The sequence below is a fragment of the Streptomyces sp. NPDC018610 genome (assembly GCF_044391765.1).
In the GTDB taxonomy this organism is placed as follows: domain Bacteria; phylum Actinomycetota; class Actinomycetes; order Streptomycetales; family Streptomycetaceae; genus Streptomyces.
This window is the reverse complement of sequence record NZ_JBISAL010000002.1, coordinates 180,620-194,139: the sequence shown is the minus strand read 5'-3', so window position 1 is coordinate 194,139 and position 13,520 is coordinate 180,620. Positions and strand designations below refer to the sequence as shown.

Genomic DNA, 13,520 nt, shown 5'->3' with positions numbered 1-13,520 from the left:
TTACCGTAGCGCCGATTTCATGGGGAAGTCCAATGACTTTTTGGATAGGCTGCCGCCATGGCCGAAGCCCCCCTCGCCGAGATCCGTTCCCTGCCCAGCTGGCTCCTCGGCCGGGCCGCCGACCGGGGCCGCGCCCTGGTCGCCGCGGCGCTGGCGGAGCAGGGCCTGAAGATGTGGCACCACGTGGTGCTCTCCGCCGTCCGCGACCTGGCCCCCGTCGCGCAGGCCGACCTCGGCCGCGGCGTCGGACTGGACCCCAAGGATCTCGTCGGCGTCCTCAACGACCTCCAGGCCGCCGGCCTGGTCCTGCGCGAGCCCGACCCGCGGGACCGGCGCAAGAACGCGGTCTCCCTCACCGCCGAGGGCGGGCGGCTGCTGACGCGCTGCGAGCGCGCGGCCCGCGAGGCCAACGACACGCTGCTGGAGCCGCTGTCACCGTCCGAACGGGAGCGGTTCGTGGAACTGCTGGTCCGGGTCTCCGGCACGCGGGGGTGACGCGTCGGCGGCGGCTGCCGGTGCCCGATACGTCCGCTCCCGGCCGGACCGCCGCCCGTCGGCCGTGAGGGGTCCGTCACGAGACGTGAGCCCCCATGGGCTTCCTCGGCCGCGAGGCGTCCGCGTCCCTCAGCCCTGAGGCGTCGCCGTCCGCAGGACGACGCGGTCCTCGCCCGCGTACACGTTCATGGACCTGCCCCGCAGGAAGCCCACCAGGGTCAGCCCGGTCTCCGAGGCCAGGTCCACGGCCAGGGAGGACGGCGCCGAGACCGCCGCCAGCACCGGGATGCCCGCCATCACGGCCTTCTGGGCCAGCTCGAAGGAGGCCCGGCCGGAGACCAGCAGGATCGTGCGGGACAACGGCAGATCGCCGCTCTGCAGGGCGCGGCCGACCAGCTTGTCGACCGCGTTGTGCCGGCCCACGTCCTCCCGTATGTCCAGCAGCTCGCCGTCCTCGGTGAACAGGGCCGCCGCGTGCAGCCCGCCGGTCCGGTCGAAGACCCGCTGGGCCGCGCGCAACCGGTCGGGCAGGTCCGCGAGCAGTTCCGGATCGACGCGGAGCGCAGGCGTGTCCGCGATCGGCCAGCGGGCCGTCGTACGGACGGCGTCCAGGCTGGCCTTGCCGCACAGGCCGCACGAGGAGGTGGTGTAGACGTTGCGCTCCAGAGTGATGTCCGGCAGGGCGACGCCCGGGGCGGTGCGCACGTCCACCACGTTGTAAGTATTCGAACCGTCCACCCCGGCTCCCGCGCAGTACACGATGTTCAGCAGGTCCGACGCCTCGGCCAGCACCCCCTCGCTGACCAGGAAGCCGGCCGCCAGCGCGAAGTCGTCGCCCGGGGTGCGCATGGTGATGGCGAGCGGTTTGCCGTTCAGCCGGATCTCCAGCGGCTCCTCGGCGACGAGCGTATCGGGCCGGGCGGAGACCGCGCCGTCCCGGATCCGGATGACCTTGCGTCGTTCCGTCACTCGTCCCATGTCCTGATCAGCCCCGGTTCCGTGCGTACTGGCGGCCATGACGGCCCTTGTGCAGAGGTTGCCACGAGTCACCGGCCCGGCGTGCGGCGAGGTGACCTCGGTGATCTCGTCGTAGTGGACGGGTGGGGTGTGCGCGCCGTGCGTGGACCCACGCGACCGGGGACACGACCCCCCGGCGTGAGGGGCGCGCCCCCGTGGCCGCACCGGTCCGCGCCGCCCCCTCCCACGTACCCGCCCGACACCGGTCGAACGCCGATCACCCGTAAGCGCGGCGCCGAGCCGCCGCCCTGGCACCGCGCCGCTCCTCTGACGGGAGCCGACAAGCCGGGCACGTGTTTCCTGTGACTTCACCTGCCGCCGTACTCGCGAGTCACTGAACAGACTGAGGTCCCGCTACCCACGGCAACGAGGGGGACCACTCATGAACGGCTCGCGCATCAGCGCCGTCGGCCACTACCAGCCCGCCAAGGTGCTGACCAACGACGACCTCGCGGCCCTGGTCGACACCAGCGACGAGTGGATCCGCAGCCGGGTGGGGATCCGCACCCGGCACATCGCCGCGCCCGACGAACCGGTCGACGAACTCGCCGCGCACGCCGCCGCCAAGGCGCTCGCCGCGGCCGGCCTCACCCCTGCCGACATCGACCTGGTCCTGGTCGCCACCTCCACGGCCGTGGACCGCTCGCCGAACACCGCCGCCCGCGTCGCCGCCCGCCTGGGCGTCCCGTCGCCGGCCGCGATGGACGTCAACGTCGTGTGCGCGGGCTTCACCCACGCCCTGGCCACCGCCGACCACACCGTGCGCGCGGGGGCCGCGACGCGCGCCCTCGTCATCGGCGCCGACAAGATGTCCGACGTCGCCGACTGGACCGACCGGAGCACGTGTGTGCTCGTCGGCGACGGCGCGGGCGCCGCCGTGGTCGAGGCCTGCCGGCCGGGGGAGAGCGCCGGGATCGGGCCGGTCCTGTGGGGGTCGGTGCCGGAGATGGGGCACGCGGTACGGATCGAGGGCACGCCCCCGCGGTTCGCCCAGGAGGGACAGAGCGTCTACCGGTGGGCCACCACGCAACTGCCGCCGCTGGCCCGGCAGGCCTGCGAACGGGCGGGCGTCGCACCCGAGGAACTCGCCGCGGTGGTCCTGCACCAGGCGAACCTGCGCATCGTCGAGCCGCTCGCCGGGAAGATCGGCGCCGTCAACGCGGTCGTCGCCCGTGACGTCACCGATTCCGGCAACACGTCGGCGGCCAGCATCCCGCTGGCCCTGTCCAAGCTGGTCGAGCGCGGCGAGCTGACGACGGGCGCGCCGGCACTGCTGTTCGGCTTCGGCGGGAACCTGTCCTACGCCGGACAGGTCGTCCGCTGTCCGTGAGCGGCGACGAGGCCTCGGCGCCGTCGCTCGTACGGCCCGGTCGGCCCGTACGACGCCGGAGCGCGACGAAACGTGACGCGTCCGCCACGGTCGGTGCGCACCCCCGCTGAGCTGCGACGCCCTGGCTCCCCGCCGTCACGTGCGGGACGGATACGCAGGTGAAGGGCACCCCGAAAGCTTGGTATTGTTGTCCATGTCGCCGCGGGGAACACCCCGCAGGGCGGCAGACACCTGGTCCGGGTGGCGGAATGGCAGACGCGCTAGCTTGAGGTGCTAGTGCCCTTTATCGGGCGTGGGGGTTCAAGTCCCCCCTCGGACACCAGAATGACCCCGCAGGCTCGTTTTCGGGCAGGGGTGATCGGCACCCGCTTCCGGCTCATGGCCGGAAGCGGGTGCTTTTCTTTCCCGCGCTCTCCCTGGGTGTGCAGGGCATCATCCCGGTGCCGGGGGATGCGGAGTCATCGGTTCGAAGGCTCCGCCTGCGTGGGCCGGGGTGCGGCCCGCGGCGGCTCGGCTCGTCGAGGCCTGCGTCGACGGTCGTCGACTCCGATGTGGCCGACGGTCTGCCCCCTACGGCTCACAAGGGGCTGAAGATCCGGTCCGTGCCTGCCAGAGCTGCCGGCGGCCAAGGTGGGCTTCACAAGGACCTTTCGCTCAAGGCGGGTGCCGAGACCGTCGACGACAGGACAGACGGAGTCGGTATCGCCGCTGGGGGGAAGGGAGGGGCGGTGTGGTCCGGCGGGGCTCCGTACGCGCGCCGGTGCAGTGCACGCATCACCGCCGTCGCCCTGTTGTTCCGACATCGGGACGGGGATAATGACCGCCTGCTTGGCAGTGACCTTACTCGGAGGGTTTGTGAGTGCTGGTGCGCAGCCGGATCCCGCATCCGTGCCCGGACAGAACTTAGATCGCAACGCCGCCCGTCAGTGGCTGAAGCTTCAGATCGACAAAGAACCGCCGATCCTCAAACAGATCGCGGCCCTGCACAAGGAAGCGCAGCTCAACGCCTTCAAAGCGCGGGACGCCAAGAAGAAGCGAAGCGCTCAGGACAGGTTGAGCGGCACCCCGGTGACCGGCCTCCTGCGCAAGCAGGCCGACGTCAACCCCATGGTGCTCCTCGCCGCGGGGGTGGCCACCGCCGATCACATTCTCGAACTGGGCGCGAGCCGACTGGCGGCGCGGGCCGACATAGACGCCAACGCCGCCTCGAAGTGGATGAACGCGGCGAGGGACGTGAAGCGGGCCCAGCCCGGTGACGACCTGCCCGCCCTCTCACCGTCCGACTGGTGCGAGGAGGACGTGAGCCTGGTGCGGTCCCTGCTGATCCTCGAGTCCGCCGGTCTCCTCCGGTACGGCTCGCACACCCAGGGTCTCTCCTACGCCAGTGACCGTGCTCGGGCCGTGCTCAAGGGGACGAACTGGCTGCGGTGGAAGTTCAAGGCGAGTGCGAGCGACGACCTGGCCGCGAACGTCGCGGAGCTGTCCGAGTGGATCTCCTCGGGGAACGGCGAGGCCAACCGGGCCGATGTCGAAAGCCACCTGGCCAGGCATCTGGCGCTGGTCGACGGGCTGGGTGATCCGAACGAGGTCGCCCGCCTCTGGGGCTACAAGCATGAGGAGCTTGTGACCCTCCTGCGGGAAGAGATCCCTTGACGCGGAAGGGGCCGCACGCATCAGGATCACTCCGACGCGGTCCGTGGGGCCCCGACTCGCGCTGTGGTACAGACCTCAAGACAGAGACCGCGAGCAAGACCATCGACCGAGGGGGCGCGTTGACGGCCAGGGACTTGGAACTCGCCGAAGCGGTGGAAGCCATTCGCAACGAGTTGCTGAATGCGGCCGCACGAGGAGCAGGGAACGACGTCACTTTCCAAGTCGGACCCATCCAGATGGAATTCACCGTCGAATTGCGCAGAGATGTCCGGGCGCGGGGCGGAATCAAGGCGTACGTCCTCTCGGGGGAGGTGGACGCGGGCAGAAGCAGGACGCGCACCCATCGCGTGTCGTTCACCTTGGAACCTAGGCGGGCAGACGGTGATCCGCTGCTCGTCGCCGCGGAGGGCGAAGGCGGCACCGCCGGTTTCACCACGGCAGGGCCCCTGTGAACAGCCCCCTGCCTGGAGGGCTTTCGCTCGGCCCCAGCCATGAGCGTGTCGCCGCCGTGCTGTGCGACGGCCGGACGGGCAGCGGCTATCTGCTGGCGGCCCGGTTGGTGCTCACGGCCGCGCACGTCGTCGGCGACAACGGCAGCGCACGCGCGATGGTGGTGCGGGGCAGCGGTGCTCAGCAGTGCGAAGTCGTCTGGCGGCGGCATGACGGGGAGTGCGACGCCGCGTTGCTCGCTTCGCGCCGAGCCCTGGTCCGACCGGAAACGGCGACCCGTCTGCGGCCGGTGACCTGGGCGCGGCTCACGGACGAGTCGCCGGTCCGCTGCCAGGCGATGGGGTTTCCCCGGGCCCAGTGGGGGCAGGGCCGGAACCTGGACATCGAACACATCGAGTGCGCGTTACGCCCGGCGTCCGGCATCGTGCGCGGTCGATATGTGCTGGACGTCAAGGACGTCTCACCCGAGTTGGCGAGCGGAAGATCACCGTGGGAGGGCATGTCAGGAGCCGCCTTGTTCGCCCGGGGTGGGATTCTGGGCCTCGTCGTCGAGGCGCCGCACAACTGGCGCCATCAGCGATTGGAAGCGATCAAGAGCAGAGCGCTTCTCGATGACGCGTCGTTCGCTTCGGCGCTGAAGCGGTATACCGGGGACCGCCCGTTCACCGTCGACCTCTCGTCCGTTCCCCGCCGGCCGAAGCCGTACCGACTGGCTGGTGTACCCCACACGACCCCGCGGGATCTGGCGGTGACCCTGCGAGCCGGCTGGGACGTCGCCCGCGAGCAGCTCTTCGAGGGCGGGGCAGCGGCCCGAGGCGGCTCGGACAAGGTCCAGGAACTGTCCGATTGGTTACGCCAGTTCGACGATCCGGTCGGCGGCGTCGAGACCCACCGAGAGGCGACCGACCAAGCGCTCGCGGATCCGCAGGTGGGGGACGACCTGAAGGTGCTGCGCCTGCTGTGCCGACTCGATCCGGAAGGGGAGCCGGTCTGGCGGGGGACCGCCGTCACCGGGGAGATGCTGGCGCGTGCGTGTCTGCGGGGATTCGAGAACAGCGGTCCGGAGCTGGAGCTGTTCGAGGCTCTCCGCGAGGGAGGCCTCTTGGAGACCTTGGCGGGTTTCACCCGGCTGCGCTGGATGGCTGGGATGCAGGACGCCTGGACCGAGGCGCAGGCGGCCTGGCTGCGGATGATCGAACGTGCGCCCGATCTGCCCAGCGGAGTGAGCGAGTGGGCGCGCGGCGAGGCGAAAGTACTGTTGCTGGTGGGTCTCCTCACCCGTCACAGTTCCGTGGCCCGGCTGCGCGCCTTCGATGAGAGGGCGACGCCTCCCCCCGCTGGACGGGTCGGGTGGTACGACTGGATGCGCTCGCGGGACGGTGGCCCGGAGACGGCCATCGGGTGGGTGGTGCGTACCGCCCTCGCCGCGTACGCGACCGCCGAGTTCGATGACGCCGAAGCCGCCGAGCGCACCGCGAAGGAGGCGGCGGAAGCCAGGATGGCCCGGGTCCTGGAGCATGCGCGAGAGGGGCGGGACCGGGACTGGGCCCGGCTCGAGGCGGAGCGGTGTTCGTCCAGGGCCCAGCTGGGTGCGGTGACCCGCGCGGCGGCATGGATGGGCGTGTGGGGCGTGGTCCTGGTCTCGGTCTCCTGGCTCATGTGGGGATGGGCGCGGCCAGACGTCGCCTGGAGGGTCGCCGGGGAGTTCGGCGCGCTTTCGCTGGCCGCCTTCCTGGGCCGACTGCGCACGGTTCTCAGACTGGGAGCGGCCTATCGTCCGCCGGTGGAAGACCTCGGCCGCTGGCTGCGCGATGAGGGCTTCGCGGCCGGAGTGGGCAGGGTGTGTGTCATCGCGGCACTCTCCCTGGTCGCCGGAGTGATCGCGCACAGTGGTTTCTGGTTCGTGGCCTGTCTCGTCCTTGCGCTGACGGGGGTGCTCGTCACTGCTCGGGTCGGGATCGTCCAGGATTGGGACGAGGACTATCAGAAGCGTTTGAAGGAGTTCAGGTCCAGGCAGGACGGCACGGTATGGAGCGACATCACGCGTGACGCCCAGTCACCCTCACCCGCCGATCGGGCGAAGGCCTACCAGAAGTTCACCGAGCAGTTCGGTGGGCTGTCTCCGGGCTCCAAGGACGTGGCCAAGTGATCGGGTGGGGTTTGCGGAGGGGGGCACGGTCCTGCCGGGGCCGGCGGCGGTCGGTGACGCCCCGGTCGTCGGCCGGCCCTGTCGTCCGGACCCCGGCGACCGGGGGACGTCAGCCCCTGCCCACCGCGTCGACGAGTCGCGCCACCGCCTCGGCGAGCGCGTCCAGCCCCGGGCCCGCCGGGCCGCCCGGCTCGCTCATGTAGACGTCCCGGCGTATCTCGATCATCAGCGCGCTGACCCGCGGGTCCTTCCCGTAGTACCTCAGAGGTACGTACGCGCCCTCGAAGGGGCTGTTCACCCCGGTGCCGCCGAAGCCCGCGAACGCCTTCTCCGCGTGGGCCAGCAGCTCCGGCGGGGTGTGGAAGGCGTCGTGGCCGAGGCAGATCGGGGGGCGCGGTCCGTCGCCGTGCAGTTCGTAGGGGAGCGGCGCGGTCGGGTACGAGTGCACGTCCACGATCACCGCCCGGCCCACGGCCGCCAGCCGTTCGCCGACCGCGTCGGTCATGGCGGCGGCGTACGGGTGGAAGTACCGCTCGATCAGCGGCTGTCCGTCGTGGTCGGCCGGACGCAGCGGCGCGCGGTGCGTGGTCCGCGTGTACACCGCGCCCATGCCCACCGCCAGCATCTCCTCCCGCTCGTCGGGGAACCGCTCGGGGTCGATCACCAGCCGCGAGAGGCCGTTCACGAACCGCCAGGGCGCGACCGGGCAGCGGGCGGCGGCCGCCGCGGCGATCCGCGCGGTGTGCGAGTCGGTGATGTGGTCCAGTTCGCGTTCGAGCGCGGCGTCGTCGAGGGTGATCCCGCCGCGCACGTCCTCGGGAATCGTCCGCGAGGAGTGCGGGACGTGAAGGATCACGGGGGAGTCGGGCGAGCCGGGAAGGACCTCGAAGGAGGGCGAGGTGTCGTTCATCTGCGGTGTCCTCATTACGCGTTGCCGTGGATCGTACGTCGAGAGGCAAGCACGCCTCCCGCCTGCCTGACCGGGCGGTGCGCGGCACCGCGTGATCAAGTGCGGTGATCATAGGACAGGCCTGTGACATTCGCGGGCGCGGGCCTACCTCTACCGGGCCGACGGAGCCTGGCAGCCGCCGTCGCTCACCGGGCGCGCCCGGCGCGGGCGCTCGGCCGGTGAGCCGTCGGCGGCCGCCAGGCTGTTGCGAGGACCGGTGGCCGGTGCGGGAGGCGGCGGTATGCCCTGACACGTTCCGCCAGCGCTTTCCAGCCAACTTCGCACGCCCTGTTGACCGTGCGCCACTCCTGTGATTCCGGCGTCTAACAGCTGATATGCCGTAAGATCCGGCATCCGTCCGGTGGCCGAATCCTGTCGTCGCCCGCGCACGCGCGACGGCGTGACTCGGCTTCCCCCGCCCAGGTACGGATACTCAGGGGCCGATTGAGTGATCGAACGGACGCCGTACGGCGCGCGCGCCCCGTACCGTCGGCCGTGGTGACCTCGACGGACACATGGAAGCAGGACGGCACTTCCGGGGAGCACCCGGGCCACGGGGGAGGAGACCACGCATGGCGTGGGACGAATGGGAGCGGCTGAAGCAGGACGCCGCCGAGCGGCACGCGACGCACATGCAGCTCAACCAGTATCCGGCCGGTGACGGTCCCGGCCCGTCGGTCAGCTCCGTCACCGGTGGGGTGAAGTCCACCCAGGCGGCCTGGAACAAGGCGGCGGAAGGCGTGGACGGGCTCAAGACGAACGTGGACAAGGCGCTGAGCCGCCTGGACGACGGCCAGAAGGGGACCGACGTCGGCTCGGGATGCCTGTCCGCCGCCGCCCAGAAGGACGTGTACGACTCCTGGACCCGTTACGTCAAGAGCGTCAAGGAGCGCTGCGGCAGCGTCAAGGACGTCCTCGAGAAAGTCGGCCACGACCTGCTGATGACGGACGACTCCGTCAGGTCGGCGTTCGGCGTCATCAAGACCAAGTACGCCGACACGCCCGCGGTCGGCGGCCAGGACGCCGGACGGTAGCGGCGGCCATGGACCTCGCGACACTCAAGAAGCTGAAGCCCTCCGAGTTCGAGGAGGCGGCCGACGGTTACCGTGCCACCAGTGACATGGCGAGCGCGGCCAAGGACCACCTGGACAACGTCGTCGCCGCCGGCATGCGCAAGTCCCTCGAGGGCCAGGCCCTCGAAGCCGCGCTCGGCGAACTGAAGAACCTGGCGGCCGACTTCCACTACACGCAGATCGAGTGCGGTCTGGTCAGCACGGCGCTGGGCGGCTTCGCCCACGACATCGACGCCGCGCGCAAGAAGCTCCTGTCCGCCCTCGACGACGCACAGGCACAGAAGCTGACGGTCAACGCGGACGGCAGCGTCACCTACCCGGACGGCCCGGCGAAGGACGGCTCCGAGACGCCCGCCAAGGGCGGCACGGTCAGCGGGGCGACCGACCCGGCGGTGCAGGGCATCGCCCGCCAGTCGGCCCACTTCGACCCCAACCCGCACCACGCCGAGGCCCTCGACGTCGCCGACCGGATCACCGCGGCGCTGAAGGAGGCCACGGAGGCGGACGCCAAGTGGGCGCCGAAGATCAGGGCGCTGAAGGCGGACGACGACCTCACCGTGTCCAACCAGGACCTCAAGGACGCGCAGTCGGACATGGCCGGCGTCCGGGACGCGGCCAAGAACTACCTGGACTCCATCGCCGCGCCTCCCCACGACGGCAGCCCGCAGCAGAACGCCGACTGGTGGAAGGGGCTCACCCCGGAGGAGCGGGAGGCCTACCTCTCCCTCCACCCCGATGTGGTCGGGCGGCTGGACGGGCTCCCGTCCGAGACCCGCGACGAGGCCAACCGCATCGTCCTCGACGAGAAGCAGGCCGAGTACCAGCTGCGGATCGACTCCATCCCGAAACCGCCCGCCAACGAGTGGACGTGGATCAGCGCGGGCGGCTGGGCGTCCAAGGTGCACACCGACGAATGGATGGAGTGGGACAAGAAGTACGGCGACGAGTACCGGCACCTGCAGTCGTCGCTCAAGGGCATGAACGCCATCCGGACCAGGTTCGACCAGACGGGCGAGGGCGGACTGCCCGAGGCCTACCTGCTCGCCTTCAGCCCGGAGGGCCACGGCAGGGCCGTCGTGGCCACGGGCAACCCCGACACCGCGCAGAACCAGGCGGTGTACGTGCCCGGCACGACGTCGAACCTCGGCAAGATCGGCGGCGACATCGACCGGATGACCGAACTGTGGCGCCAGACGCAGCAGGCCACTCCGAACGCGTCCGTGTCCACCATCACCTGGCTCGGTTACGACGCGCCCCAGGACATCGTCAAGGACTCCCCGTTCGAGCACTACGCCTACGACGGGGCGCCCGCCTACCGGCAGTTCATGGACGGCCTCGACGTCTCGCACAGCGGCGCCGGCGATCCGCACCGCACGGCGATCGGGCACTCCTACGGCACCACGCTCATCGGCGCCGCGGCCCAGACCGGCCATCTCAACGCGGACGACGTGATCTTCGCGGGCAGCCCGGGCGTCAAGGTCGGCTCGGCCGATGAGATGGACGTCCCCAAGGGGCACGTGTGGAACGAGGAGGCGGACGGGGACCCGGTTCCCGACATCGGCCGCTGGGGCCACGGCGGCAGCCAGTGGAAGCTGGGCGGCGGCACGTTCATCATCCCCAGCGACGACATCTTCGGCGCCAACCAGATGAACACGGGCGCCGAGGGCAGCGGTCCCACGGCGACCTCGGGGGCGGAGGGCCACAGCCAGTACTGGAACAAGGGCTCGACGGCGCTGAAGAACCAGGCGCTGGTGGTGGTCGGCGAGTACGGCGACGTCACCGCACCGAAGTGAAGCAGGCCCCTGCTCGTAGAGTCGCACCCGCACCCTCACGGACCCGCCGAACGACACCTAGGACCCACATGTTCCGCGCACCGTTCCCCACCCCCCACCGGCATCGCCTGCGCGGCGCCTCCCTCGCTCTCCCCCTCGTACTGACCGGACTCCTCCTCAGCGGATGTGGCATGACGGACGACGACAACACCAAGCCCCCGACCGCCGGCGCCGGCACGTCGGACGACGCCGGCGCGAAGATCCCCGACGCGGGCACCGCCTCGACCGACGACGCGGTCGCCAAGGTGAAATCGGTCTCCAGCCAGATCTACGACTTCCTCGGTGTCCCCGGCAGCGCCTCCGAGCCCGGACCGGGTGTGAGGGCGTGCGAGGGCAAGGACCCCGACACGTATTTCCAGGTCTACCACCCGTGGAACTTCAAACCCACCTCCGGCGCCGACGTGGACGAGGCCGTGAGGAACCTGAAGGGGAAGCTGGCCACGGGCGGCTGGGTGATCAAGAGCTCCTACCAGGACAACAGCGCCAACAAGAACCTCAACATCATCGCCGACAACGACTCCGCGAAGGCGAGCGTGTGGATCGTCGCCTACAGCAAGCGGACCACCCCGAGCATCGGCATCGAGGTCACCTCGGGCTGCTACCGGGCGCCCGAGGGGGAGACGGTACGGCACTCCTGACATCGGCCTGACCGACGGGCCGGCGACCGGGCGTGCCGGGTGGTCCGGAGGCGACGCGGACGTGCCGGGCGGCCCGGGGCGCGCCCGGCGGGCGGCAGGCGGTCGTCGTGGCATCGGCGTGCAGGTGCAGGTGCTGGCGCCGACCGGGCCCGGTCACGCACGGTCCCAGTCTGTGGACACCGCGTCGCGGGTGGCCCACCGGAGGTACGTGGCCTTCGGCACAGTATGCCCATTTTGGCCTAGTCGGTGTGTAAAAGTGGGTCGAAAGGTGGCTGCACTCCTTCAGCGGCCGGCTTTCAGCACTCACACACCAAGGGCATGGGAGAAGCGTTTGATCACGGCACGTAAACGGCACACCAGGCTGGCGACCGCCGCCGGCGTACTCGGAGGCGTGCTCGCGGTCTCGGCCCTCGGTGGTACCGCCATGGCCGCCACCGGGAACGACGGCACCGGGAACGACGGCACCCGGAACCAGGCGCAGACGCAGGCTCCGGCGGATCCGGCGCAGACGTCGGCCCCGGCGGGCCAGACGCAGACGTCGGCCCCGGCGGACCGGGCCGCCGCCCAGGACGTCTCCGACGCCCGAATAAAGATCACGCCCGGCCAGGGCGCCCACAACGTAGCGGTCGACGCGCCCGTCAAGGTCACCGTCGGCGACGGCAAGCTCACCAAGGTGACCATGACCGCCCTCGCGACCGGCACCGTGCTTCCTGGCACCCTGTCCGCGGACGGCACCTCGTGGACGCCGGACGGCGGCCTGCAGCGGGCCACCAAGTACCAGATCGCCGCGGAGGCCGCGGACGCCCAGGGCCGCTCCGCGACCGAGAACGCCACGATCACCACGGTCTCCCCGGGCAACGACTTCATCGGGCATCTGTCCCCCGAGAACGGTTCGACCGTCGGCGTGGGCATGCCGGTGACGGTCACCTTCGACAAGGCGGTCGCCGACAAGGCCGCCGTGCAGTCGAAGATCCAGGTGAGCTCCAGCAGCGGCCAGCGGGTCGTCGGCCACTGGCTCAACGACGGCCGCCTGGACTTCCGCCCCCAGAGCTACTGGAAGCCCGGCTCCACCGTCACCGTGAACCTGACCTCCCAGGGCGTGCGGAAGACGGTCACGTTCAAGATCGGCCGGAGCCAGATCAGCACGGTCGACGCCGGGACGAAGCAGATGACCGTCGTGCGGAACGGCAAGACGATCAAGACCATCCCGATCTCGTCCGGCAGCTCCGAGCACCCGACGTACAACGGCCAGATGGTCGTCTCCGAGAAGTTCCGGCACATCCGGATGGACGCCGCGAGCGTCAACCTCACGGAGAAGGACGGCAAGCCCTCGTACAACATCGCGGCCGTACCCCACGCCATGCGCCTGACCGACTCGGGCACGTTCATCCACGGCAACTACTGGGGCGCCGACTCGGTCTTCGGCAAGCTCAACACCAGCCACGGCTGTGTGGGCCTGAAGGACGCCAGGAACGGCGGCGACAGCAAGCAGCCCGCCGCGTGGTTCTTCGACCACTCGCTGATCGGTGACGTCGTGATCGTCAAGAACTCCGACGACACCACCAAGCTGGCCCCGGACAACGGGCTCAGCGACTGGAACATGCCGTGGAGCCAGTGGGTCGCGGGCAGCGCCACCGGCTGACGCCGGGCCGCCTCCCTCGCACCTGACCGCGAACCCCTCCCGTCGGGCGGCGGCCGACACCACGTCGGCCGCCGCCCGGCGCGTCGGGGTGCCCGGGCGGTCCCGGCCCGGGAATCTGCCGCTGTCCCGGGTGCCGCTCGCTTCGCCCGGTGACCGGGCGCAGCGGTGACTTCGGCGCCTGGGCCCCTGAGCCTGGAACTCCCCGCGTTGGCGGCTGTCGCCGGGGCACGATCCGTACACGCGCCGGCGGCCTGTCACGGCCGCCGGCGAACCGGAGACTCTTCGGCCCGCA

11 protein-coding genes and 1 tRNA gene are annotated in these 13,520 nt (G+C 70.7%); 10 read left to right on the top strand and 2 right to left on the bottom strand.

From position 1 onward, the window contains the following. The first annotated feature begins 57 nt into the window (after positions 1 to 57). Entirely contained in the window at positions 58 to 495 is a 438-nt protein-coding gene (locus ACH5A8_RS06305; RefSeq protein WP_398998566.1) for a MarR family winged helix-turn-helix transcriptional regulator, read from the top strand. A gap of 129 nt (positions 496 to 624) precedes the next feature. Here the strand turns inward: ACH5A8_RS06305 and fdhD are convergent, their stop codons facing one another. Further along, a complete protein-coding gene (fdhD, locus tag ACH5A8_RS06300) occupies positions 625 to 1,473 on the bottom strand; it encodes a formate dehydrogenase accessory sulfurtransferase FdhD (RefSeq protein WP_398998564.1) in 849 nt (282 codons plus the stop codon). A gap of 421 nt (positions 1,474 to 1,894) precedes the next feature. On the opposite strand from fdhD, the gene ACH5A8_RS06295 reads away from it, so the two are divergent. The 5 genes from ACH5A8_RS06295 to ACH5A8_RS06275 all read left to right on the top strand — a co-directional run bounded on the left by ACH5A8_RS06295 (position 1,895) and on the right by ACH5A8_RS06275 (position 7,094). Beyond that, on the top strand, positions 1,895 to 2,842 hold the full coding sequence (locus ACH5A8_RS06295; protein ID WP_398998562.1) for a beta-ketoacyl-ACP synthase III: 948 nt from the start codon (positions 1,895 to 1,897) through the stop codon (positions 2,840 to 2,842). Between the two features lie 234 nt (positions 2,843 to 3,076). Then, positions 3,077 to 3,164, top strand: a tRNA-Leu gene (locus ACH5A8_RS06290). A gap of 566 nt (positions 3,165 to 3,730) precedes the next feature. Continuing rightward, positions 3,731 to 4,495 carry a hypothetical protein gene (locus ACH5A8_RS06285; protein WP_398998560.1) on the top strand — a complete coding sequence of 255 codons (765 nt, stop codon included), beginning with the start codon at positions 3,731 to 3,733 and terminating at the stop codon, positions 4,493 to 4,495. Positions 4,496 to 4,629: 134 nt separating this feature from the next. After that, positions 4,630 to 4,947 carry a trypco2 family protein gene (locus tag ACH5A8_RS06280; protein ID WP_398998558.1) on the top strand — a complete coding sequence of 106 codons (318 nt, stop codon included), beginning with the start codon at positions 4,630 to 4,632 and terminating at the stop codon, positions 4,945 to 4,947. Further along, positions 4,944 to 7,094 (top strand): serine protease, encoded by a 2,151-nt coding sequence (locus ACH5A8_RS06275; RefSeq protein WP_398998556.1) that lies wholly within the window; start codon positions 4,944 to 4,946, stop codon positions 7,092 to 7,094. Before ACH5A8_RS06280 ends, ACH5A8_RS06275 begins: the two co-directional genes overlap by 4 nt. Before the next feature lie 109 nt (positions 7,095 to 7,203). Here the strand turns inward: ACH5A8_RS06275 and ACH5A8_RS06270 are convergent, their stop codons facing one another. After that, positions 7,204 to 8,004 (bottom strand): N-formylglutamate amidohydrolase, encoded by an 801-nt coding sequence (locus ACH5A8_RS06270; protein WP_398998554.1) that lies wholly within the window; start codon positions 8,002 to 8,004, stop codon positions 7,204 to 7,206. Between the two features lie 611 nt (positions 8,005 to 8,615). On the opposite strand from ACH5A8_RS06270, the gene ACH5A8_RS06265 reads away from it, so the two are divergent. The 4 genes from ACH5A8_RS06265 to ACH5A8_RS06250 all read left to right on the top strand — a co-directional run bounded on the left by ACH5A8_RS06265 (position 8,616) and on the right by ACH5A8_RS06250 (position 13,228). Continuing rightward, positions 8,616 to 9,077 (top strand): hypothetical protein, encoded by a 462-nt coding sequence (locus ACH5A8_RS06265; RefSeq protein WP_398998552.1) that lies wholly within the window; start codon positions 8,616 to 8,618, stop codon positions 9,075 to 9,077. 8 nt (positions 9,078 to 9,085) lie between these two features. Next, the gene (locus ACH5A8_RS06260; protein WP_398998550.1) at positions 9,086 to 10,909 is read left to right on the top strand and encodes an alpha/beta hydrolase; all 1,824 of its coding nucleotides are present in this window, start codon (positions 9,086 to 9,088) and stop codon (positions 10,907 to 10,909) included. A 170-nt stretch (positions 10,910 to 11,079) separates the two neighbouring features. Further along, positions 11,080 to 11,586 (top strand): hypothetical protein, encoded by a 507-nt coding sequence (locus tag ACH5A8_RS06255; protein ID WP_398998548.1) that lies wholly within the window; start codon positions 11,080 to 11,082, stop codon positions 11,584 to 11,586. Positions 11,587 to 11,917: 331 nt separating this feature from the next. Continuing rightward, positions 11,918 to 13,228, top strand: coding sequence for an Ig-like domain-containing protein (locus ACH5A8_RS06250; RefSeq protein WP_398998546.1), 1,311 nt, complete (start codon positions 11,918 to 11,920; stop codon positions 13,226 to 13,228). Positions 13,229 to 13,520: the final 292 nt, after the last annotated feature.

Bases quoted from the DNA above. Each gene is read 5' to 3' on its own strand.
- fdhD (WP_398998564.1), bottom strand. From the start codon at position 1,473: ATGGGACGAGTGACGGAACGACGCAAGGTCATCCGGATCCGGGACGGC.
- ACH5A8_RS06305 (WP_398998566.1), top strand. From the start codon at position 58: ATGGCCGAAGCCCCCCTCGCCGAGATCCGTTCCCTGCCCAGCTGGCTC.
- ACH5A8_RS06270 (WP_398998554.1), bottom strand. From the start codon at position 8,004: ATGAACGACACCTCGCCCTCCTTCGAGGTCCTTCCCGGCTCGCCCGAC.
- ACH5A8_RS06265 (WP_398998552.1), top strand. From the start codon at position 8,616: ATGGCGTGGGACGAATGGGAGCGGCTGAAGCAGGACGCCGCCGAGCGG.
- ACH5A8_RS06295 (WP_398998562.1), top strand. From the start codon at position 1,895: ATGAACGGCTCGCGCATCAGCGCCGTCGGCCACTACCAGCCCGCCAAG.
- ACH5A8_RS06255 (WP_398998548.1), top strand. From the start codon at position 11,080: ATGACGGACGACGACAACACCAAGCCCCCGACCGCCGGCGCCGGCACG.
- ACH5A8_RS06260 (WP_398998550.1), top strand. From the start codon at position 9,086: ATGGACCTCGCGACACTCAAGAAGCTGAAGCCCTCCGAGTTCGAGGAG.